The 21177-nt window shown below is 63.1% G+C and carries 14 protein-coding genes; 12 read left to right on the top strand and 2 right to left on the bottom strand.

The features are described 5' to 3' along the window. Positions 1–15 precede the first annotated feature (15 nt). Entirely contained in the window at positions 16–2370 is a 2355-nt protein-coding gene (locus RGM2987_RS24845) for an acylase (protein ID WP_245145496.1), read from the bottom strand. 240 nt (positions 2371–2610) lie between these two features. Here RGM2987_RS24845 and RGM2987_RS24840 point away from each other — a divergent pair, with 240 nt between their 5' ends. After that, positions 2611–2991 (top strand): fe2+ zn2+ uptake regulation protein, encoded by a 381-nt coding sequence (locus tag RGM2987_RS24840; RefSeq protein ID WP_245145495.1) that lies wholly within the window; start codon positions 2611–2613, stop codon positions 2989–2991. A 9-nt stretch (positions 2992–3000) separates the two neighbouring features. Here the strand turns inward: RGM2987_RS24840 and RGM2987_RS24835 are convergent, their stop codons facing one another. After that, positions 3001–3189, bottom strand: a complete 189-nt coding sequence (locus RGM2987_RS24835) for a hypothetical protein (protein ID WP_245145494.1) — start codon at positions 3187–3189, stop codon at positions 3001–3003. 252 nt (positions 3190–3441) lie between these two features. Between RGM2987_RS24835 and RGM2987_RS24830 the strand changes: the two genes are divergently transcribed. The 11 genes from RGM2987_RS24830 to RGM2987_RS24780 all read left to right on the top strand — a co-directional run bounded on the left by RGM2987_RS24830 (position 3442) and on the right by RGM2987_RS24780 (position 20805). Next, positions 3442–5436: a methyl-accepting chemotaxis protein gene (locus RGM2987_RS24830; protein ID WP_245145493.1), complete on the top strand. Its 1995-nt coding sequence runs from the start codon at positions 3442–3444 to the stop codon at positions 5434–5436. A 162-nt stretch (positions 5437–5598) separates the two neighbouring features. Beyond that, the gene (locus RGM2987_RS24825) at positions 5599–6045 is read left to right on the top strand and encodes a DUF411 domain-containing protein (protein WP_245145492.1); all 447 of its coding nucleotides are present in this window, start codon (positions 5599–5601) and stop codon (positions 6043–6045) included. A gap of 99 nt (positions 6046–6144) precedes the next feature. Next, entirely contained in the window at positions 6145–7176 is a 1032-nt protein-coding gene (locus RGM2987_RS24820; protein ID WP_245145491.1) for an alpha/beta hydrolase, read from the top strand. 11 nt (positions 7177–7187) lie between these two features. After that, positions 7188–8150: a D-2-hydroxyacid dehydrogenase family protein gene (locus RGM2987_RS24815; protein WP_245145490.1), complete on the top strand. Its 963-nt coding sequence runs from the start codon at positions 7188–7190 to the stop codon at positions 8148–8150. Positions 8151–8796: 646 nt separating this feature from the next. Then, a complete protein-coding gene (gene glgA, locus RGM2987_RS24810; protein WP_245145489.1) occupies positions 8797–10368 on the top strand; it encodes a glycogen synthase GlgA in 1572 nt (523 codons plus the stop codon). A 7-nt stretch (positions 10369–10375) separates the two neighbouring features. Beyond that, positions 10376–12178, top strand: a complete 1803-nt coding sequence (gene treZ / locus RGM2987_RS24805) for a malto-oligosyltrehalose trehalohydrolase (RefSeq protein ID WP_245145488.1) — start codon at positions 10376–10378, stop codon at positions 12176–12178. Continuing rightward, complete coding sequence (malQ, locus tag RGM2987_RS24800) at positions 12175–14253, top strand: 4-alpha-glucanotransferase (protein WP_245145487.1); 2079 nt, start codon at positions 12175–12177, stop codon at positions 14251–14253. The genes treZ and malQ overlap by 4 nt, the downstream gene beginning before the upstream one ends. Beyond that, on the top strand, positions 14250–17036 hold the full coding sequence (locus RGM2987_RS24795) for a malto-oligosyltrehalose synthase (RefSeq protein ID WP_245145486.1): 2787 nt from the start codon (positions 14250–14252) through the stop codon (positions 17034–17036). Before malQ ends, RGM2987_RS24795 begins: the two co-directional genes overlap by 4 nt. Positions 17037–17055: 19 nt before the next feature. Next, complete coding sequence (locus RGM2987_RS24790) at positions 17056–17409, top strand: DUF2934 domain-containing protein (RefSeq protein ID WP_245145485.1); 354 nt, start codon at positions 17056–17058, stop codon at positions 17407–17409. 223 nt (positions 17410–17632) lie between these two features. After that, positions 17633–19792, top strand: coding sequence for a glycogen debranching protein GlgX (gene glgX / locus RGM2987_RS24785; protein ID WP_245145484.1), 2160 nt, complete (start codon positions 17633–17635; stop codon positions 19790–19792). Positions 19793–20040: 248 nt separating this feature from the next. Next, on the top strand, positions 20041–20805 hold the full coding sequence (locus RGM2987_RS24780; RefSeq protein WP_245145483.1) for a PIG-L family deacetylase: 765 nt from the start codon (positions 20041–20043) through the stop codon (positions 20803–20805). Positions 20806–21177 lie beyond the last annotated feature (372 nt).

The raw sequence follows: 21177 nt of genomic DNA, 5'->3' as shown, positions 1-21177 counted from the left end.
CAGAACGATGACGTCCTATTGCGTAGCCACCCTGGCCGCCTCATCACCTTCTCGGATAATCAGCGCCTGATAGTGCGGATCGGCCTTGATCTGCTGTTCCGTGAAGGGCAACACACTCCACTGCTTCTGCGAAAACACCTGGGTCTGGTCTGCCGAATACGGTGACGCCGGGTCGCTGGAAATGGAGAACGCCAGCAGGCCCTCGGCTCTGGGGCCATTGCCATCAAACGTCACCACTTGCAGGTAGCTGGTGCCGCTGACCACTTCACGCTTGCCGTTCGCCGCCGGCAGGCTTTGGATGGCGTTGTAGATGCCCAGTTCCCCGGGCCCACCGTGGATCGGCGTCTGCCGGCCACCGCTGCTGGCGACCTGAATGTCCTGCCATTGGCTGTCCTTCGACACGCCGGCGGCCCTGGCCATTTCCACCGAGGCCGCCATGGCTTCGCGCACGGCCTTGAGCACGGGCGCTCGCTCGATCGCCAGGCCCCGAGGCGTATGTTGCGGGTCTTTCGGATCGAACGCGACACGCCACGAATCGGGCATCGCCTGCAACCGCGCCATGATCTGCTGGAAGTGCACGAAGCCCGGTCCGCTGGTCAGGCTGGCGGTGCGATCCCAGGCCTTGAGCGCCGTGCAGGCCTCGGCCACCGCCCCGGCGTCGGGCCCCGGCTCAGCCGTACAAGCGTTCAGAAGGTCCGGCATCAGCTGGTCGGCCAGATAGACCCGGTCGTCCATGACCATGCCTTGCAGATCATCCACGTTCACCGGTCCGTTCTTCGCCAGCCGACCGAGCTGCTCCAGGGCAAACCGCGCCCGCAGGCCCAGCGGCTGGCCTTGCTGGCTGATCAACGGCGAGTAGCCGGACAAGGGCTGTGCCGGGTTGATCATCCAGGCCGAGTCGTTGGAATTCTGCACAAAATCGCGGCGCAGCAACTGGGGAAGCTTGCCGGCGGCATAAATGCCTTTCTGCGCAGCCTTGGGATCGACGTCCCAGGCGCATTCACTGCGCGAGCCATCCAGTACGATCAATTGCAGGCCGGCTCGGGGATCGCTACAGCGCGCCAGTTTCTCGGCTCCCACGTTCGGCACCACCGACAGGTTCATGTAGAGGCTTTGTCCCTGATCGTCCACCGCCAGGGTATTGACCCAGGGGATGCCCTGGATGCGGTGCACCGCATCCTGCAAGTCCTTGAGGCTGACCGCCCTGTTCATCGCGTACCACTGGGCCAGGACGCGGTCGTTTTCCAGGTTCGCGTCCCGCAGGCTGTAGGCGAACCGGTTATCCCAGTCCAGCCGTCCCGGCCATTGCACGATCGGGCCAAACTGCGAGCCATAGACCACGCGGGAAACCGTGCCGATCTGCCCGTCGGCTTGCTTGACCTGGACCGTGACTGTCTGGCGGCTCATCGGCATGGACTTGCCATCGAGCAGATAGCGGGTCGGGTCTTTCGGGTCGAGTTGCAGGCGGTACAGCGTGAAATGCTTGGACGTGTCGACGGTATGGGTCCAGGCCAGGTGCTGGCTGAAACCGATGTTGATCACTGGCAGGCCTGGCAGGGCCGCGCCCATGACGTCCAGCTTGCCAGGGATGGTCAGGTGCATCTGATAGAAGCGCATGCCACCCACCCACGGGAAATGCGGGTTCGCCAGCAGCATCCCACGGCCGTTGAAAGAACGTTCGCTGCCGATGGCCAGCGCATTGCTGCCGCGTTCCAGGGCAAAGCGCTGTTGTCGGTCAGCCGCGCCGGCGAAGGCTGATGCATGGCTGGCTTGCTGGACCGTCGCCTGAGGCGGCTGCGCGCCGGCCAGGGCTTCGGCGAACTGGCCGACGCCACCTTCTACCAATAGGCGGCGGGTCAGCTTGACCAGGTCGAACGCGGTAAGCGGGCGCACCCAGTCGCCTGCGCATTGCTCGGGCAGCCCCTTGGCCTTGCGCTCGGCCAGAGCGCGGTTGTAGCCCGCCACGTAGCCTTCGACCAGCTGTTGCACCTCCGGCGTCTGGGCCTGCCAGAATCCGGAAACCGCCTGCGGGGTGTTGAGCCAACTGAAGAACAGGTCGCTGGCACGGTTATCCCGCTGCTCCACCGTGAGCTGCTCTGGACCGAAAAAGCGTGAGCGCTGGGCGTTGACCGTGATCACCTCGTTCGCCAGCAGGCAGAGGTTGTCCTGGGCGTAGGCGTAGCCGATGCCATAGCCCAGGCCGCGCTCGTTCTCGGCCCGGATATGCGGCACGCCGAACTGGGTGCGGCGGATCTCGGCGCTGGCCTGCTCTTCACTGCCTTGCGCCTGGATCGTCGCGCTGAGCCCCAGCGCCGTCCCCAACAATGCGCCTGCAAGGCCAATCCTCGATAACTGCCCGGATATCGTCACGTTCACTCCTGGTGCAAATTTTTAGGAAGTTCACATGCCGCGTGCTGACCGGAATGTGCCTTGCCATAAAACGAACCGGATGAAAAAAAATTAATCGCCCGACGCCCGTTTGGCTACAAGGGTTTGACAAAGCCAGGGCATTTTTTTCACATCCGGGCCTTCATGATTGCCCGCCCTCGTTCGTCCTATTGAGGAGAGTATTGGTGACCTTTTCTGAACAGGCTGGTAAGGAGTTTTTGCATGCGTAACGCGCTATCGCCCATGGACGGCAAGCCACGACTGACCAGCGTTTCGCTGGCGGCCACCCACCCGGTGTTTGGCAATTCGCCGGAGCGAGGCGGCAATGAGCAGATCAGGCGCCTGCTCAAGAGCTTCGGCCTGCGGACCAGCCTGATCCGCCTCAAAGTCATCGATGCGTTGCTCAAGGCCGCCGACGACAACCGCTGCCTGGGCGTGCGGGGGGTCCATAGCGAACTGCTGGAGCTGGACATTCCCTTGTCCTTCCTGAGCGTGCGCGAGGTGTTGAAGCGCCTGTACAGCGAGGGGGTCGTCAGCCTCAACCCGGATAAAAGCTACAGCCTGCATCCCAAGGCCCTGGCTGTCCTCCACGCCGGCGAATGAAACCAGCGCTCAGGGCTTGACCTTGCGCCGCATCACGCCGTTGATCACGACAACGGCGACCGCCACGGCAATGGCGATGTACTGAAACAGCTGCTCGCTGATCATGCCCCTGCCCTGCATCCAGGACAGCCCCAGCATGATCGCCAGGACGACGAGCACGATCAGAATCGAGTATTTCAAACGTTGCGAATGAGTCATTGCCTATTTCCTGAATGTTTCAGTTCTATACCCACAGGCTGCCTCTTTTTGGAATGCCAGGCAGCCAGCGGAGCCCCATGTTACAGCTGTAGCCTTGCTTCCACCTATTGGCGATGATCCATTTGCTGAATCCAGTGCTATCACCGCCGATGTACGGTGTTAAAGCTCCATGAGCAAAGGTCGATACAAATTGGTACGCCCATACCAACTTCATCTGCCTTCGAAAGTCGCCTTCGTGCAAGGACCTGCCATATGCCCGCATTTCGCACCATTCAGGCTCGCTACACACTGTTTCTGATTCTGTTCATCCTGGTGTTGTCGATCCTGACGGTCGTAGGCATCAGTTACCTGGTCGCGCCCAAGTTGCGCCATACCGAAGAACAGGTGGCGCTTAACCGCATCGGCGAGGTCGCCGAGCAGATCAAGGGTGAACTGAACAAGGTGCAGGCCCAGCAGCGTAGCATCACCCAGACCATCCCCCTGCTCGACAGCGATGCCATCGACAAGGTCCTGCCGGGGCTGGTGGATCAATATGGCGAACTGAAAGTCTTCGGCGGCGGGATCTGGCCGTTGCCCAACCAGCGAGCCGAAGGCCGCAGCAAGTTCAGCACCTTCTGGCACCGCGATGCCTCGGGCAAGTTGGTGGTCAACACCTTCTGGAACAGCGATGCGGCGCCGAACTATTTCGATCAGCCCTGGCACAAGGGCGGCATGGCCACCCCGGCCGGCAAATGCGCCTGGGCCGCGGCTTATAAAGATGACGCCAGCGCCGAACCGCGCACCAACTGCGCCATGGCCATCCAGAAGAACGGCGTGCCGTATGGCGTTTCCACCATTGACGTGACCCTGGGCTTCTTCAACGAGCTGATCGCGCGCAAAGAGACGGACCTGAGCGCCGAGATGCTGATCGTCGAAGGCGACGGCAAGATCATCAGCAACAGCTCGCGCATCAGCGGGCCGATCGTGCTGAAGAACATCAGCGAACTGGCGGCTACCTCGCCGTTCGCCGCCCAGGTCAAGGCCGGCCTGGCCAAGCGCGACCAGCCGCTGCAACGGGTCGAATTCGACAACAATGGCCAAGCCAGTACGTTCTTCATGCGCCCCATCGAAGGTTCGCCGTGGTTCCTGGCGACGGCCTTGCCGACTCGCCTGATTACCGCCCAGCGTGACGATGTCCTCAGCACCCTGAGCCTGCTGCAAATCCCGATGGTGATCCTGCTGGTGCTGATGCAGTTGTATGCGATCCGTCAGTTGACCCACCGCATGAAAATCCTCAAGGGCAACATCGACGCCCTGTCCACTGGCGACGCCGACCTGACCCGACGCATCACCATCCGCGCCGAGGATGAGTTGGGCGCCATTGGCCATTCGGTCAACGGCTTCATCGCCTATCTGCAAGGCATGATCGGCGAAGTGACCCAGGCCACCGGCGCCATGGCCTCGAGCCTGGACAGCCTGCAACGGACCTCGGCCCACACCAGTGAAATCCTGATGCGCCACGCTTCGGAAACCGACCAGACCGTGACCGCGATCACCGAGATGAGCTCCACGGCTGAAAGCGTGGCGCAGAATGCCGCTGAAACGGCGGCGTTCACCCAGCGCGCCAACGAGCACGCCGATCGCTCCCGTGTGGTGGTTGGCGAAGCTTCCAACAGCGTGGTGGCGTTGATCGACGAAGTGTCCAGCGCCACTCGCAAGGTCGAGAGCATGCAACAGGACGCCCAGCGCATCACCGAGATTCTCGGGGTCATCGGCGCCATCGCCGGGCAGACCAACCTGCTGGCCCTCAACGCCGCCATCGAAGCCGCCCGGGCCGGTGAACAGGGCCGTGGTTTTGCGGTAGTGGCCGACGAGGTCCGCGCCCTCGCCGCCCGCACCCAGGCCAGCACCTCGGAAATCAACGAAATGCTGACCCGCCTGACCCAGGGCGTGAGCTCGTCGGTGGCAGCCATGGAAAACACCCAGGCCAGCTGTCAATCGGCGGCCGACGCCACCGCACGCGTCAACTCGGGCCTGGACGAAATGGCCGGCTCCGTCAGCCAGATCAACAGCCTGAGCACCCAGATCGCCACCGCTGCCGAGCAACAGAGCGCCGTCACCGAGGAAATCAACCGCAGCATGGTGCAGATCCGCCACATGGTGGAAGAACTGGTGGAAAGCGGCCTGGCCAGCGAAAACAATACGCGTCAGCTGCTGGACGCCAACAGCCGGGTGAATGCGATCATGGGGCGGTTCAAGGTTCGCTGATCCGCGGTATGTGCCCTCGCCACAGGGAAATCCAGCTTGCTCCTGTGTGGGTTTGCAAAACAATTTGACAACTCTGTAATCCCTCCCTCAGCCTCCTGTCAGCTTCCCTGGCTACCTTGTCTGCTATCCTTGCGCCCATTCGTTCGCCAAGAGACTGCTTCCATGGCAAAGCCCCTGCACCTGCTCGCCCTGAGCGCGCTGTTTATCACCACGCTGGCCCAAGCCTTGGAGCCTGTCACCATCGACGTGCACCGCGACGCCAATTGCGGCTGCTGCAAAAAGTGGATATCGCACCTGCAACAGAACGGCTTCAAGGTGAACGACCATGTCGAGACCGACATGAGTTCGGTCAAGCAACGCCTGGGGGTCGCGCCGAACCTGCGTTCGTGTCACACCGCCGAGACCAACGGCAAGTTCGTCGAGGGTCACGTCCCGGCAGAGCAAGTGTTGGCCCTGAGCAAGCGCGACGACTTGCTCGGCGTGGCCGCGCCGGGCATGCCCATGGGCTCGCCCGGCATGGAAATGGACGGCATGAGCGACGCTTATCAAGTCATCGGCTTGAAAAAGGACGGGACTCAGACTGTGGTAGCGGATTACCCGGCCCACTGACTCAATCGGTGGAACGTTCAGGCGGTGCGGTTGCCTGTGGTTAATGTCGCCATAATCGGGTCGCCCCAGGCTCGGCGGTTGACCAAAAGGAGACTGACCATGTCGCGTCACACCGCCCGCTGGCTGCCCGGCCTGTTCCTGAGCGCCACCCTGCCCCTGCTCGCCCACGCCGCCAATCCGCCTGGAGGCCCGGCCTATGGTCCGCAACTCGAAGGCTTTGACTACCCCTATACCCTCAAGCACTACGCCATCCAGACCCAGGGCCAGTCGTTGCAGATGGGCTATATGGATGTCCCCGCCCAGCACAAGGTCAACGGCCGCACCGTGGTCCTGATGCATGGCAAGAATTTCTGCGCCGCCACCTGGGGCGATTCGATCAAGGCCCTCAGCGAAGCCGGATACCGGGTGATCGCGGTGGACCAGATCGGCTTCTGCACATCGAGCAAACCCGAACACTATCAGTACAGCTTCCAGCAGCTGGCGAGTAATACGCAGGCGCTGCTCAAAGCCCTCGGCGTGCAGAAATCCATCGTCCTCGGCCACTCCACCGGCGGCATGCTCGCCACCCGTTACGCCTTGCAGTACCCCGACCAGGTCGAGCGCCTGGCGATGGTCAATCCCATTGGCCTGGAAGACTGGAAAGCCCTGGGCGTGCCCTACCGCAGCGTTGACCAGTGGTACGAGCGTGAGCTGAAGCTCAACGCCGATGGCATCCGCAACTACGAACGCACCACCTACTACGCGGGTCGCTGGAAGCCGGAATTCGAGCGCTGGGTAGACATGCTGGCCGGCTTGAACAAGGGACCTGGGCGTCAGCAAGTGGCATGGAACTCGGCGCTGATCTACGACATGATCTTCACCCAGCCGGTCTATTACGAGTTCAAGAACCTGAGCATGCCGACCCTGCTGCTGATCGGCAACGCCGACACCACGGCCATCGGCAGCGACATCGCGCCACCGGCACTGAAAGCCAGGCTGGGCCGTTATGAAGTGCTGGGCAAGCAGGTCGCAGGGCTGATTCCACGTTCGACCCTGGTGGAGTTCCCCAATCTGGGGCACGCACCGCAAATGGAAGAGCCGGAGCGTTTCCACAAGGCGCTGCTGGACTGGCTGGACAAACCCATTCCCTGACGAGGTGCTCCATGGCGGTGCAAATAGCGGTCATCGACGATTGGCAAGACGTGGCGCGAGACGTGGCCGACTGGTCGGCGCTGGATGGCGTCGGCCAAGTGACCTTCCTGCATGACTACCCCGCCGCCCCCGACACCCTCGCTGCGCGCCTGCAGCGCTTCGAGGTGATCTGCGTGATGCGTGAACGCACCGCGTTCGACGCGGCCCTGCTGCGGCGCCTGCCCAATCTCAAGCTTTTGCTCACCGGCGGCATGCGCAACGCTGCCCTGGACCTCAAGACCGCCGCCGAACTGGGTATCCAGGTTTGCGGCACCGAGAGCTACAAGCACGCCGCCCCGGAGCTGACCTGGGCGCTGATCATGGCCCTGAGCCGTAATTTGGTGCAGGAAGCCAACGCTCTGCGCGCCGGGTTGTGGCAGCAAGGCCTGGGGGGCGACCTGCACGGCAAGACGCTGGCGGTGCTCGGCCTGGGCAGCATCGGTACCCGCGTCGCGCAGTTCGGCCAGGTGTTCGGCATGCGGGTGATTGCCTGGAGCGAAAACCTCACGGCCGAGCGCGCGGCCCAGGTCGGCGTGACCTATGTGAGCAAGCAGGCACTGTTCGAGCAGGCTGACATCCTTTCAGTCCACCTGGTGCTCAGCGAGCGCAGCCGCGGCCTGGTGGATGCCCAGGCGCTGGGCTGGATGAAACCCACGGCGCTGCTGGTCAACACCGCCCGCGGCCCGATCGTCGACGAAGCAGCGCTGATCGACGCCCTGCGGCACAAACGCCTGGCCGGCGCCGCCCTGGACGTCTTCGCCCAGGAACCGCTGCCCACCGATCACCCGTTCCGAACCCTGGACAACGTCCTGGCCACGCCCCACGTGGGTTATGTCAGCCGACAGAACTACCAGCAGTTCTATGCCCAGATGATCGAAGACCTCCTGGCCTGGGCGGCGGGCAAGCCAATCCGGCTGATGACGGCGGCGGGTTGAGATCAACGCAACATTTGCATCACACACCTATCCCTGTGGGAGCAGGCTTGCTCGCGAAGGCGTCAGGTCAGCAGCATCAAAGTTGCCTGACCCACCGCAATCGCGAGCAAGCCCGCTCCCACAGGATTCAAGTTGAACCTACAGAAAACGCCATCAAAAGGCCGCCATTCAGGGCGCCCCACAGTGGTGCGGCGCGCTGCCCCATCGCTCACATTCACCAAACCGCGCCAGCCCATACACCATTTAAGTTTCCAACAACTGCACTTCGTCGGGTGGGTATTACCACACTGCATGTAAGACATTGCCGACAAAAAACGTGATTGTCCGACAATTCGACGAACCGTCCCGCACCGCTCTAAGTTCTGCCCTAGACTCCCGATCCAGCGGGGAAACCGGCCAGTCATCCGAACGAAAAAAAGTCGAAACTTTTCGCAACGGCGACAGGTCAGGGTAAAGGTAGGGCAACAACGACTGGTGCAGTCCTTGCAATAGTCCTTGCAGCAGCTCCTTCACCTGATTCGCTTCGCCGCAAGGGCAGTGCTTTGCTTTCCTTGCGTAGCGCTTGTGCGCCTGGCCGCAGGATTCGGCCAATGAAACAACAGCTCTGGCGCTTGCCGGAAACAGATCGAAAACATGGGAGATATTTATGATCAGTGCTGCCTTGGAACCACAACAGGTCCGTTCACAACTACCGCCGGCGGCTGAATCGCCGACGGCTCCGGTGCTGGCCACCGGCGGCAAGGCACTGCTCCCCGTCGTTCGACAGAATCCCAATCGCAAGAAGGTCTTGTTCGTAACGTCGGAAATCGCCGACCTGGTCAAAACCGGCGGCCTGGGCGACGTGTCTTCCGCGCTGCCCCGGGCGATGGCCGGGCTACATGATGTCCGGATCCTGATTCCCGGGTATCCGCAAGTGATGCACAGCGGTAATCCGATCCACATCATCGGCGAGCTGGGCGGCCACGCCGCGCTGCCACCCTGCAAGATCGGGCGCATGGACATGGCCGACGGCCTGGTGATCTATGTGTTGATCTGCCCGGAACTGTACGAGCGTGAAGGCTCGCCTTACGGGGCCAACAATGGCCGCGACTGGCCCGACAACCACATTCGCTTCGCCCGCCTGGGCCTGGCCGCCGCGGACATCGCCGCCAACCTGGCGCAGATCCACTGGTGCCCCGACCTGGTCCACGCCCATGACTGGCCTGCCGGCCTGGCGCCGGCCTATATGCACTGGCGCGGCCAACGCACCCCGACGCTGTTCACCATCCACAACCTGGCCTACCAGGGCGTGGTGAGCCTGGCGTGCTGCCCGGAACTGGGCATCCCCGAACATGCGCTGCAACAGGAAGGCATGGAGTTCTACGGCAAATTGTCGTTCCTCAAGGCCGGCATGGCCTACTCCAGCCACATCACCACGGTCAGCGCCACCTACGCCCAGGAAATCACCACCCCGACCTTCGGTTGTGGGCTCGACGGCTTCCTGGCGTCCAAGACCCAACAAGGCCTGCTCAGTGGCATCCCCAACGGCATCGATGAAAGCTGGGACGCCGCTACCGACAGCCACCTGTTCCGCCAATTCGCCGTTGGTGACTGGGAAGGCAAGGCCGTCAACGCCGCCCATGTACGTGAGCTTTTCGGGCTCGACGATTCCACCGGCCCGCTGTTCGCCGTGGTCTCGCGCCTGGTCTACCAGAAAGGGCTGGACCTGACCGAGGCGGTTTCTGAGTTCATCGTCGAGTCCGGCGGCCAGATCGCGATCATCGGTCGCGGCGAACCCGAGGAAGAACAAGCCATGCGAGAACTGGCGCTGCGCTTTCCCGGGCGCATCGGCGTACGCATCGGCTTCAACGAAACCGATGCACGACGGATGTTCGCCGGCAGCGATTTCCTGCTGATGCCTTCGCGCTATGAGCCGTGCGGCTTGAGCCAGATGTACGCCCAGCGCTTCGGCTCGCTGCCAGTGGCACGCAATACCGGCGGACTGGCAGACACCATCGAGGATGGCGTCACCGGTTTCCTGTTCGATGAGTCCACGGTGGACAGCTACAAACAAGCCTTGAGCCGGGCGTTCAAGATCTTCCAATACCCTGACCTGCTCAACGCGATGCGCTGCCGGGCCATGTCGGCACCTTTCAACTGGAGCAAAGCCGTGGAGCCCTACGCCGAACTCTACGAACAGCTGGTGGCGAAGTCACTGGGTAAATCGGCCAGACAATGAGGTAACAATGTCGTCAAGGACGCCTGATACATGGACCCATGGTGCGGTCATGCTCGATGCCGAGCACACCCGCTTCGCCCTCTGGGCCCCGGATGCATTTTTTGTCAGTGTCGAACTCGACACTGGAGATTCAATACCGCTACTGCCCCAGGCCGACGGCTGGTTCATGATCCAGACCCGTTGCCCGGCCGGCACCCGCTACCGCTTCAACATCGATGGCGAGCTGGAGGTGCCGGACCCCGCCTCCCGCGCCCAAGCCGGCGACATTGACCGCCACAGCGTAGTGGTCGACCCGCATGCCTATCAATGGCGGCACACCCACTGGTCCGGCCGGCCCTGGTACGAGGCGGTGATCTACGAGCTGCACGTCGGCGCACTCGGCGGTTTCGAAGGCGTCGAGCAGCAACTGGCGCGCCTGGCCGGGCTCGGGGTCACCGCCATCGAGCTGATGCCGTTGGCGCAATTTCCCGGTGATCGTAACTGGGGCTATGACGGGGTCCTGCCCTACGCGCCCCAAGCCTCCTACGGAACCCCGGACCAGCTCAAGCACCTGATCGACAGCGCCCACGGTCATGGCATCGCGGTCATCCTGGACGTGGTCTACAACCACTTCGGACCCGACGGCAATTACCTGCACCGCTATGCCAAAAGCTTCTTCCGCGAAGACAAGCACACCCCATGGGGCGCGGCGATTGATTTTCGCCGCCGCGAAGTGCGGGACTTCTTCATCGACAATGCGCTCATGTGGTTGCTGGAATACCGTTTCGACGGCCTGCGCCTGGACGCCGTGCACGCCATCGAAAGCCCGGACTTCCTCCAGGAACTGGCGACCAGGGTCCGCGAACAGGTAGACCCGACCCGCCACGTCTGGCTCACCGTCGAGAACGAACACAACCAGGCGAGCCTGCTGGAACAGGGCTACGACGCCCAGTGGAACGACGACGGCCACAACGCCCTGCACGTGCTGCTCACTGGCGAGACGGATGCTTATTACGCCGACTATGCCGAGCAACCAACGGAACAACTGGCCCGCTGCCTGAGCCAGGGTTTCGTGTTCCAAGGGCACACCAACCGTCACGGCGAATCCCGGGGCGAGCCCAGCGGCCACCTGCCGCCCAGCGCGTTCGTGCTGTTCCTGCAAAACCATGACCAGATCGGCAACCGCGCCCTGGGCGAGCGTCTGCATCAACTGGCGCCGCCCCAAGCCCTGCAAGCGGCGACCGCCCTGTTGCTGCTTTCGCCGATGATTCCGCTGATGTTCATGGGCGATGAAGTCACGGCGCCACAACCGTTCCTGTTCTTTACCAGTCACCATGGTGAACTGGCGGAACTGGTGCGCGAAGGTCGACGCAACGAGTTCAAGGCCTTCAGCGCCTTTGCCGACCCGCAAAAACGCGAACGGATCCCCGATCCCAACGCCGCCCCGACCTTCGAGGCCTCGCGGCCGAACCTGGAGGCCCACGAACCGGAGCAACTGGCTAACGAGACGCTGTACCGCAGCCTGTTGAAAATCCGCCGCGAAGAGATCGTTCCGCGCCTGCCCGGGGCGCATGCCCTGGATACCGTCGTGCTGGGCTTCGGCGCGGTCAGTGCACGCTGGCAATTGGGCGATGGCAGCGTGTTGCGCATCGACCTCAACCTCAGCGACCGACCGGTGGCCCATACCGCTGCCGAAGATGCCCGCATTCTTTTCGAACATCCTGAGCAGGCCATGGGTCAGTTGCAACAGGGCGTCCTTGCGCCCCACAGCGCGTTGGTCACCCTGACACACGCAACAACCCTGCCCAACCTGACTGGAGAGCGTCAATGAGTGATGCGCAACTGGAAATCCTCGCCGGCCGCGCAGGCCTGGCGGTGGACTGGATCGACGCCAACGGCCGGGCACAGAAAGTCTCGCCGGCGGTGTTGCGTTCTGTCCTCACCGCCCTTGGCCATCCAGCCGGCACTGCCCAGGAAATCGACGCCAGCCTGCTGCAACTGCAACAAGATCAACAGAACCACCAACTGCCACCGCTGCTCACTGTCGACGTCGGCGCCAGCCTGGATCTGAGCCGCTATTTCGACGCCGAGACCGCCTGCGAAATCCAATGCGAGGACGGCTCGACGCTGAACCTCAAGCTCGACGCCAACGCCAGGCTTCCGGGGATGATCCCGGTGGGTTACCAGCATGTGCGCATCCAGGACCAGCATTTCACCCTCGCGGTCGCGCCTGCCCGTTGCTACAGCGTGGCCGACGCGGTGGATGACCGGACACCACGGGCCTGGGGCCTGAGCGCGCAGCTGTATGCGCTGCGCCGACCCGGCGACGGCGGCTTCGGGGACACCCAGGCCCTGGAAGAACTGGCGCGGGTGGCCGGTGAGCGCGGCGCCGATGCGATCGCCATCAGCCCGATGCATGCGATGTTCAGCAGCGACACCGGGCGCTACAGCCCTTATTCGCCGTCCAGTCGCCTGTTTCTCAACAGCCTGTACGCCGCCCCCGGCACCATCCTTGGCGAACGGGCCCTGCGCACCGCCATCGACGCCACGGGCCTGACCAATCAACTGCGCACCCTGGAAGAACAGCCACTGGTGGACTGGCCGGTTGCCGCCCAGGCCAAGCAGAAAGTGCTGCGGGCCCTGTATGACGGTTTCAGCCAGGGCGAGCATCCACTGCATGAAGACTTCAGCAGCTTTCGCCACACCAGCGGCGAAGCCCTGGAAAACCACTGCCGCTTCGAAGCGTTGCAGGCCGAACGCGCAGCCCGGGGTGAAAGCCTCGACTGGCGCCAGTGGCCGGAAGAATGGCGCAACCCGCGCAGTGCGCTGTTGGCGCGTTTTGCCGAAGAGAATGCCGACGAAATCGGCTTCTATGCCTTTTGCCAGTGGCTGATCGCCCGCTGCCTGGAACGCGCCCAGAGCGCCGCCAGGTCCAGCGGCATGGGCATCGGCCTGATCGCGGACCTGGCGGTGGGCGCCGACGGAGCCGGCAGCCAGGCCTGGAGCCGACAGGATGAGCTGCTCGCTTCGCTGACCGTGGGTGCGCCGCCGGACATCCTCAACCGGTCCGGCCAGGGTTGGGGGATCTCGGCGTTTTCCCCCGAAGGCCTGGTGCGTAACGGTTTTCGGGCATTCATCGAAATGCTGCGGGCCAACTTTGCCCATGCCGGTGGTTTGCGCATCGATCACGTCATGGGCCTGCAACGGCTCTGGGTCATCCCTAACGATGCCCCGCCCTCCGACGGCGCCTATCTGTATTACCCTTTCGATGATCTGCTACGCCTGCTGGCACTCGAATCCCACCGCCACCAGGCCATCGTCCTCGGCGAAGACCTCGGTACGGTGCCCGATGGCCTGCGGGAAAAGCTCAGCGCCCGCTCGATCCTCGGCATGCGCGTGCTGTTGTTCGAACAGGACAACACCCGCTTCAAGCCGATCCTCGACTGGCCGGACGACGCCCTGGCAACCACCAGCACCCATGACCTGCCGACGCTCAACGGTTGGTGGCACGGGCACGATATCGACTGGAACGCCCGGCTCGACCTGGTCGACTCCCATGGCGAGATGGAATGGCGCAAACACCGCGAGCGGGAGCGCGAAGGCCTGCGCGGTGCACTGAACCAGGATCCGCAGAACTTTCGCGAGGAACACCGCGAGACCGACCAGGTGCTCGACGCCAGTGTGCGCTTCCTCGGCCACACCCGTGCGCCGCTGGTACTGCTGCCGCTCGAAGATGCCCTGGGCATCGAGGAACAGGCCAACCTGCCCGGCACCATTGACACCCACCCCAATTGGCGGCGCCGCCTGGCTCATGAAAGCCAGGCGCTGCTCGATCACCCGGACGCTGCCCGGCGTCTGGAAATACTCGCCTGCGCGAGACTTCAGGCGAACGAGCGTGACCGATGAAAGACACATCAATCCAACCGCTGCGGGCGACGTTGCGCCTGCAATTTCATAAAGGCTTCACCCTCGACGATGCCATTGCACAGGTGCCGTACTTTGCTTCGCTGGGCATCAGCCACCTCTACGCCTCGCCACTGCTCAAGGCCCGGGCCGGCTCGATGCACGGCTACGATGTGGTCGACCCGACGCTGGTCAATCCGGAGCTGGGCGGTGAAGCGGCGCTCAAGCGTCTGGTCGCCACTTTGCGTGAGCATCGGATGGGCCTGATCCTCGACATCGTGTCCAATCACATGGCCGTCGGCGGCAATGACAACCCCTGGTGGCTGGACCTGCTGGAGTGGGGACGACTGAGCCCCTACGGCGAGTTCTTCGACATCCAGTGGCACTCTCCCGATCCGCTGATGGAAGGCCAGTTGCTGCTACCCTTCCTGGGCAGTGACTACGGGGTCGCCTTGCAGGAAGGCACCTTGCAACTGCGCCTCGACGCCACCCAGGGCAGTTTCTATGTCGAGCACTACGAACATCGCTTCCCGATTTGTCCGATGCAGTATGGCGAGCTGCTGCGGCCCAGTGAATCCGTGCCGCTTGAGCAGGCCGAAGCGCTCAAGGCCCTGGCCGAGCGCTTCACCACGCTGAACTACCAGACCGACGCCCATACCCTCGCCCGTCCGCTGCAAGCAGAGCTGCGCGAGTTGGTGACCCAACCGCAGATTCTCGCGGCCGTCGAGGATAACCTGCGCGGCTACGATTCGAAGCAGCCCGAGGGTTTCGAGCGCCTGCATCAGTTGTTGGAACGCCAGAGCTACCGGCTTGCCAGTTGGCGCACGGCGGCGGACGACATCAACTGGCGGCGGTTTTTCGATGTCAATGAACTGGGTGGGCTGCGGGTCGAACGTCCGGCAGTGTTCGAAGCCACTCACGCCAAGATCTTTGAATTGGTCGAGCAAGGCCTGGTGGACGGATTGCGCATCGATCATGTCGACGGTCTTGCCGACCCGCGCGGCTACTGCCGCAAATTACGCAGGCGCCTGGATTCGATCTCACCGTCGCGCCACCTGCCGATCTTCATCGAGAAGATCCTCGGCGATGGCGAGACCCTGCGCCGGGACTGGAACGTCGACGGCAGCACCGGCTACGAGTTCATGAACCAGATCTCGCTGTTGCAGCATGATCCGGCCGGCGCCGCCCCGCTCGCCGAGTTCTGGAGCCGCCACAGCGAACGACCGGCGCAATTCATCGACGAGGCCCGGCTGGCGCGCCAGCAGATTCTCAACGGTTCACTGGCCGGGGATTTCGAAAGCGTCGCCCAGGCCCTGCTGCAGGTGGCCCGCGACGACGTGATGACCCGCGACCTGACGCTGGGGGCGATTCGGCGGGCCTTGCAGGAACTGATCGTGCACTTCCCGGTGTACCGCACCTACATCAACCCACTGGGCCGCTCCGCCGAAGACCAGGTGTTTTTCAATCAGGCGCTCGAAGGTGCCCGGCAGACCCTCAGCGAAGCCGATTGGCCCGTGCTCGATTGCCTGGCCGGCTGGCTCGGCGGCATGCCCTGGCGCCAACGTCCGCGTGGCAGCCAGCGCAAACGCCTGCGCCATGCTTGCGTGCGTTTCCAGCAACTGACCTCGCCGGCCGCCGCCAAGGCCGTGGAAGACACCGCGCTGTATCGCTCGGCAGTGCTGCTGTCGCGCAATGACGTGGGTTACAACACCGAGCGTTTCAGCGCCCCGCCAGAGGAGTTCCATAACGCCTGTATCGAGCGCCTGGAGCACTTCCCCGATAACCTGATGACCACCGCGACCCACGACCACAAGCGTGGCGAAGACACTCGCGCGCGGCTCGCGGTGCTCAGCGAGCGCGCCGATTGGTACACCGCCTGCGTCGAGCAGTGGCGCATCCTTTCGCCTTCGCTGCACAGCGATCCGGCGGCCCCCTCGGCCGGTGACGAGCTGATCCTTTACCAGGCGCTGCTCGGCAGCTGGCCGCTGGACCTGGACTTGCAAAATCACCAGGCGCTGGCCGAGTACAACGAACGCCTGTGGCAATGGCAGCGCAAGGCCTTGCGCGAAGCCAAGCTGCAAAGCAGCTGGGCGGCGGTCAACGATAGTTATGAGCAGGCCACCCAGATGTTCCTCGAGCGCTTGTTGCTGGGAGACGAGGGGCTGCCGTTGCGCAGCGCCATCGCCGAGGCCGTCCAGGCCATTGCGCCGGCAGGCGCGCTCAACAGTCTGGCGCAGACTTTGCTGCGCATGACCGTACCCGGTGTTCCAGACCTGTACCAGGGCAACGAATTCTGGGATTTCAGCCTGGTGGATCCGGACAACCGCCGCCCGGTGGACTTTACCGCACGCCGCGAGGCGATACAGGCAGACAGCGAACCGGCGGCATTGATCAACGACTGGCGTGACGGACGGGTCAAGCAGGCGTTGATCGCCAGGACGCTGGCGGTGCGGGCCCACTACCCGCAGCTGTTCCGCCTGGGCAGCTACCAGCCATTGGAGGTGGTCGGCGAGCAGGCCCAACGGGTCCTGGCGTTCATGCGTGAGTACGAGCAACAACGGGCGATCATCGTGGTGCCGATCCACGCCGCCCGGCTGCTCGAAAATGCAGCGGCTCCGCAGGTGGCCGCCTCGGACTGGGGCGATACCCGCGTGCAGTTACCGTTTGCCAGTGGGGACGAAAAACTGAAGGGACTTTTTGCAAGCGCAGCAGTCACACCCCAAGGGGGGCTGATGATCAGCGCCGCGCTGGGGGATTTCCCGGTCAATGTCTTTATCCAATCTTGAGTTAGTCAGGAGCACAGCGATGAGTACCGACGATAAACGCATCCGCGAATTCGCCTATCAGATCTGGGAGTCCGAGGGTAAGCCCACCGGGCAGGAAAAACGCCACTGGGAGATGGCGCGCAAGCTGGCAGAGGCCGAAGCCCTGGCGCCGAGCAAACCGGCCAAGGCCGCGAGCAAACCAGCGGCGGCCAAGGCTGACGGCATCAAGCCGGTAGCCAGCAAACCGGCCGCAGCCAAGCCGGCCGTCAAGGCTGCCGCGCCCAAGGCTAAACCTGCGGCCAAGCCTGCTGCGAACGCCCCCTCAGCGTCATCGGTGAGCAAGCCTGCTGCCGAGAAAAAGCCGCGGGCACCACGCAAGCCTCCCGCGGTCTGACTCTCTCCCAGACCGAGAACAGCCCTTTGTGGCGAGGGGATTTATCCCCACCGGGCTGCACCGCAGCCCCACCATCAGGCCCAGGGCGACCAGCTGATCCGAGCCGGTCCTTTTGGGCGCGCTGCGCACGCCAGCGGGGATAAATCCCCTCGCCACAGGTGCAGCGCATGTCACCCGTCCTACGTGAATTGAACTGCCGTATCTGTCTTTTGCAGGAGCAACTATGACCCGTCCAAAAAAAACCACGCCGCCGCCGGTTATCGAGGCTTCGCGGATTCGTGAAGGGCTGCCTTTTCCGCTCGGTGCGACCTGGGATGGCCTCGGGGTCAATTTCGCGCTGTTCTCTGCCAACGCCACCAAGGTGGAGTTGTGCATTTTCGATGACTCCGGCGAAGTCGAGCTCGAACGCATCGAACTGCCGGAATACACCGACGAGATTTACCACGGCTATCTGCCCGATGCCCATCCGGGACTGATCTATGGCTACCGGGTCTATGGCCCATACGACCCGGAGAACGGCCATCGTTTCAACCCGAACAAACTGCTGATCGACCCCTATGCCAAGCAATTGGTCGGTGAGTTGAAATGGTCCGAGGCACTGTTCGGCTACACCATTGGCCATCCTGACGGTGACCTCAGCTTCGACGAGCGCGACAGCGCGCCGTTCGTGCCCAAATGCAAGGTCATCGACCCCGCGCACACCTGGGGCCACGACCATCGCGTCAGCGTGCCCTGGGACAAGACCATCCTGTATGAAACCCATGTCCGTGGTATCAGCATGCGTCACCCCGCCGTGCCGGAAAACCTGCGCGGCACGTTCGCCGGGCTGATGGTCGACGATGTGCTGGAGCACATCCGCAAACTGGGTGTTTCTTCGGTAGAACTGTTGCCGATCCACGCCTTCGTCAACGACCAGCACCTGTTGCACAAGGGCATGACCAACTACTGGGGCTACAACAGCATCGCCTTCTTCGCCCCGGACCCGCGCTACCTGGCCAGCGGCAAGATCGCCGAGTTCAAGGAACTGGTCGCGCACATGCACGAGGCCAACCTGGAAGTCATCCTCGACGTGGTCTACAACCACACAGCCGAAGGCAACGAGCAAGGCCCGACCCTGTCCATGCGCGGCATCGACAACGCCTCGTACTACCGGCTGATGCCCGATGACAAACGCTACTACATCAACGATTCGGGCACCGGCAACACCCTGGACCTGAGTCACCCCTGCGTCCTGCAAATGGTCACCGACTCCCTGCGCTACTGGGCCACGGAAATGCACGTCGATGGTTTCCGGTTCGACCTGGCAACCATCCTGGGGCGTTACCATGACGGGTTCGACGAGCGTCACAGCTTCCTCGTGGCCTGTCGGCAGGACCCGGTGCTGCGCCAGGTGAAGATGATCGCCGAGCCGTGGGACTGCGGTCCCGGTGGCTATCAGGTCGGCGGTTTCCCGCCCGGCTGGGTGGAGTGGAACGACAAGTTCCGCGACACCGTCCGCGCATTCTGGAAAGGCGACGACGGCCAGCTGGCCGATTTTGCCAGCCGCATGACCGCCTCCGGTGAGATGTTCAACCAGCGGGGCCGGCGCCCTTACGCCTCGGTGAACTTCGTCACTGCCCATGACGGTTTCACCCTCAATGACCTGGTGTCGTACAACGACAAGCACAACGAGGCCAACGACGAGAACAACCAGGACGGCAGCAATAACAACCTGTCCTGGAACCATGGCGTCGAAGGCCCGACCGATGATCCTGAAATCAATGCGCTGCGTCACCGGCAGATGCGCAATTTCTTCGCCACCCTGCTGTTGGCCCAGGGCACGCCCATGATCGTGGCCGGGGACGAATTCGCCCGGACCCAGCATGGCAACAACAACGCCTATTGCCAGGACAGCGAGATCGGCTGGGTCAACTGGGACCTGAGCGAGGACGGCGCGGCGCTGCTCAAGTTCGTCAAGCGCCTGATCAAGTTGCGCCTGGCCTACCCGATCCTGCGCCGCGGACGGTTCCTGGTGGGCAACTACAACGAGGACATCGGCGTCAAGGACGTGACCTGGCTGGCCCCGGATGGCAGCGAGATGACCACCGAGCAGTGGCAGGACGGCCACGGGCGCTGCCTGGGGATGCTGATGGACGGGCGCGCCCAGGAAACCGGGATTCGCCGCAAGGGCGGCGACGCGACGCTGTTGCTGGTGGTCAACGCGCATCATGACATCGTCAACTTCCGCTTGCCGCAAGTGCCTGAAGGCAGTTTCTGGACCTGCATGATCGACACCAACCAGCCAACGATCCGCGGTGAAGAACGCTTCGACTTCGACGCCGAGTATGCCGTCACGGGGCGCTCGCTGCTGCTGTTCGAACTGCAGCGCGAAGCAGAGGACTGAAGCGCGCTATCGGAAGCCCTCTATAACGAACCGCAAGGACGCGGTTCTCGATACCTGCATCCCAGTTTGTAGAAAAAAAACCGGTTCAGACACACATGTGACGCGACGAATCGACCGTCATGGTCAATACTTCGGCTGCGGGAGTTTCCAGGATTCGGAGCACCGCAAATCGCAACCGTGCCCTTTCGGGCGCCATCGGGCAGAGGCCCGTTGCAGGTTGCAAGATTGAATACAACAAGGACGTCCCGATGAAACCCGCCTCTCGCTTGCATGGCCGGCAGCACCCGCAAATCTGGAACAGTGCTGCGCAATTGGCCGACATCCCCATCATCAGTACCCAGACACTCATTCCCGCCGGTGCTCGTCCCGTCATCCTTGCCCCGCATCCTGGGGATGAGATCGGAGCCTGTGGTGGATTGCTCCAGTTGCTGAACAACCTGAACCGGCCCGTGTTGCTGATTTCGGTGACCGACGGCGCCCTCAGCCACCCCGGTTCACCCTTGTGGGCCGACGAACGCCTGCGCACGCAACGCCCTCATCCCCAGGAAAGCGTGGATGCCCTGGGTCGCCTGGGCATAGCGACCCATGGCCTGCAATGGGTTCGTGGCGGTTTCCCGGAGAAAGCCCTGGCCGAACACGAAGTTGAACTGGCGGCTTTTATCGGCCGCCATCTGCGTCCCGGTGACGTGGTGTTCGGCACCTGGCGCAAGGACGGTGACAGCGACCACGACACGGTCGGCCGCGCCGGGGCATTGGCGGCGGACGAGATCGGAGCGGCGTTCAACGAGCTGCCGGTGTGGGCCTGGCACTGGCCGGTCCGCGAGCAGAACAAAATCCCCTGGCACCGCGCCCGCAAACTGCGCCTCGACGTCTGGACCACCGCCCGCAAACGCCACGCCATGTACGCCTACGCCAGTCAACTGAACGGCGAACCCGCCAACGGCATCGCCCCGCTGGTGCCCCGGGTCATCCTCGATCGCATGGGCATGCCGTATGAGATTGTGTTCATCTGAAAGCCCACATCTGCCAAACACAACCTGTGGGAGCCGAGCTTGCTCGCGATAGCGGTGGGTCAGCTTGAGTCGATGTTGAATGCACCGCCGTCTTCGCGGGCAAGCCCGCTCCCACAGTGGATCTTCGGTGCCCTGGGAATCCAGGCCTGACACGAATCCGGTGGGAGCGGGCTTGCTCGCGAAAGCGGTGGGTCAGCTTGAGACGATGTTGAATGTGCCGCCGTCTTCGCGGGCAAGCCCGCTCCCACAGTGGATCTTCGGTGCCCCTGGAACCCAGGCCTGACACGAGTCCGGTGGGAGCGGGCTTGCTCGCGATAGCGGTGGCTCAGGCTGTGACGTGCTCGGCAGTCACCATGAAAAATCCGGAACTGC

It is taken from the genome of Pseudomonas sp. RGM2987 (genome assembly GCF_022952855.1).
Lineage (GTDB): Bacteria > Pseudomonadota > Gammaproteobacteria > Pseudomonadales > Pseudomonadaceae > Aquipseudomonas.
The sequence above is the reverse complement of the archived record's forward strand: the minus strand, read 5'-3'. Positions and strand labels throughout refer to the sequence as shown.